At 68.0% G+C, this 2,567-nt stretch carries 3 protein-coding genes; all 3 read left to right on the top strand.

Annotated elements, in window-relative coordinates; translation table 11 throughout:
- Positions 1 to 683, top strand: a 683-nt coding sequence (locus JHD82_RS28785; RefSeq protein WP_374191678.1) for an AMP-binding protein, incomplete at its 5' end; no start/stop codon positions are given.
- A gap of 17 nt (positions 684 to 700) precedes the next feature.
- Positions 701 to 1,360 (top strand): TetR/AcrR family transcriptional regulator, encoded by a 660-nt coding sequence (locus JHD82_RS28780; protein ID WP_012202503.1) that lies wholly within the window; start codon positions 701 to 703, stop codon positions 1,358 to 1,360.
- Positions 1,361 to 1,395: 35 nt separating this feature from the next.
- Positions 1,396 to 2,567, top strand: a 1,172-nt coding sequence (locus JHD82_RS28775) for an ABC transporter substrate-binding protein (RefSeq protein WP_233174945.1), incomplete at its 3' end; no start/stop codon positions are given.

Here is a 2,567-nt window from a genome sequence, read left to right as displayed (position 1 = left end):
AGAGCTCTTTGCGGATCGGCATCTTCGGCGCCGAGCCCTGGACCGAGGCCATGCGCCGCGAGATCGAGGGCAAGGCGGGGCTGGATGCCGTGGACATCTACGGCCTGTCCGAAGTCATGGGCCCGGGAGTGGCCAGCGAATGCGTGGAGAGCAAGGACGGGCCGGTGATCTGGGAAGACCATTTCTACCCCGAGATCATCGACCCGGACACGGGCGAGGTGCTGCCCGATGGCAGCGAGGGGGAGCTGGTCTTCACGTCGCTGTCCAAGGAGGCCATGCCCATCGTGCGCTACCGCACGCGGGACCTGACGCGGCTGCTGGCGCCGACCTCGCGCAGCTTCCGGCGCATGGGCAAGATCGTGGGGCGCAGCGACGACATGCTCATCATCCGCGGCGTGAACCTGTTTCCCACCCAGATCGAGGAGATCGTGCTGCAGAACGCCCAGCTGTCGGGCCAGTACCAGCTGGTTGTCACGCGCGACGGCAACCTGGACCGGCTGGCCGTGCGCTGCGAGATGCAGCCGGGCACGCAGGGCGACACCGACGCGCTGGCCCTGTGGGTGCAGCAGCGCATCAAGACCCTGGTCGGCGTGAGCGCCGAGGTCGAGGTGCTGCGGCCCGATTCCATAGAGCGCACCCTGGTGGGCAAGGCCCGCCGCGTGATCGACCACCGCAGCCGCTGAGCGCGCACAGGAGTCCCATGGCCCGAGGCCGATCTTCCGGATACGACGACCAGCGCGAACTGATCCTGGGCCATGCCGCCGCGCTGTTCGCGCGCAGCGGCTACCCCGGCACTTCGATGAACGAGGTGGCCCAGGCCTGCGGCCTGTCCAAGCCCACCATCTACCACTACTTCCGCGACAAGTACGCGCTGCTGGTGGACATCACCGATGGCCACATGACGCGGCTGCAGTCCCTGGTGGACGAAGTGCAGTCCATGGGCCTGCCGCCCGAGCCGCGGCTGCGCATGCTGATCGAGCGCTTCGTGCAGGAATACGCCCATGCCCGCCATGCCCACCGCGTGCTGACCGAGGACGTGCGCTTCCTGCAGGACGACGACCGCCAGCGCGTGCTGGGCAAGGAGCGCGCCGTGGTCGAGACCTTTGCCCAGGCGGTGGCCCAGCTGCGGCCTGACGCCGATGGCGCGGGCCTGTCCAAGGCGCTGGCCATGCTGCTGTTCGGGATGATGAACTGGATGTTCACCTGGCTGCGGCCCGACGGCTCGCTGGACCACGAGGCCATGGCCCCCGTGGTGGCCGACCTGTTCCTCGGAGGCCTGCCGGCCGTGCAGACCCCAGGCAAACCCGGGCATCAAACCGCTGGCAAAAAAATAGTTACCACGGTAAATTGTGGCGCCTGAAGGTGCCACGCCCCATCCAACACAAGGAGACAGACATGAAGCGTTTGACGAAACTGGGCCTGCTGGCCGCGACCCTGGCCACGGTCTGGGGCTCGGCCCTGGCCGACATCAATGTGGGCGTGGTGGTCTCGGCCACCGGACCGGCGGCCTCCCTGGGCATTCCCGAAAAGAACACCGTGGCGCTGATGCCGCGCACGGTGGCGGGCCAGAAGGTCAACTACATCATCCTGGACGACGCCTCCGACACCACGGCGGCCGTGGCCAACACGCGCAAGCTGATCAGCGAGAGCAAGGTCGATGTCATCCTGGGCTCCAGCATCACGCCCAACTCGCTGGCCATGGTGGACGTGGTCTCCGAGGCCAAGACGCCCATGATCACGCTGGCGGCCTCGGCCAAGATCGTCGAGCCCGTGGATGCCAAGAAGTTCTGGGTCTTCAAGACGCCCCAGCACGACGCCATGATGGCCGCCGCCATCGGCGAGCACATGGCCAAGGCCGGCATCAAGACCGTGGGCTACATCGGCTTCAACGACGCCTACGGTGAAAGCTGGCTGCAGGAGTTCCGCAAGGTGGCCGAGGCCAAGGGCCTCAAGCTCACCGCCACCGAGGCCTATTCGCGCAGCGACACCTCGGTCACGGGCCAGACGCTCAAGCTCATGTCCGCCAAGCCCGATGCGGTGCTGATCGCAGGCTCGGGCACGCCGGCCGCGCTGCCGCAGAAATCGCTCAAGGAGCGCGGCTACCAGGGCAAGATCTACCAGACCCACGGCGTGGCCAATGCCGACTTCCTGCGCGTGGGCGGCAAGGATGTGGAAGGCACGCTGCTGCCCGCCGGCCCCGTGCTGGTGGCCCACCAGCTGCCCGACAGCAACCCGGTCAAGAAGTCTGCCGTCTCCTATGTGGAGGCCTACGAGGCCGCCAACGGCAAGGGCACGGCATCGACCTTTGGCGCGCATTCCTGGGATGCGGGCCGCGTGCTCGAAGCGGCGATTCCCGCCGCGCTCAAGAAGGCCCAGCCCGGCACGGCCGAGTTCCGCGCCGCCCTGCGCGATGCGCTGGAGCAGACCAAGGACGTGGCCGGCGCCCACGGCATCTTCAACATGACGCCCACCGACCACCTGGGCCTGGACCCTGTCTCTTATACACATCTAAAAGGGGGGGGGGGGGGGGGGGGGGGGGGGGGGGGGGGGGGGGGGGGGGGGGGGGG

Origin of the sequence: Delftia sp. ASV31, assembly GCF_016428765.1 — a bacterium.
Lineage (GTDB): Bacteria > Pseudomonadota > Gammaproteobacteria > Burkholderiales > Burkholderiaceae_C > Comamonas > Comamonas acidovorans.
This window is presented reverse-complemented; position numbering and strand designations above follow the sequence as displayed.

Bases quoted from the DNA above. Each gene is read 5' to 3' on its own strand.
- JHD82_RS28780 (WP_012202503.1), top strand. From the start codon at position 701: ATGGCCCGAGGCCGATCTTCCGGATACGACGACCAGCGCGAACTGATC.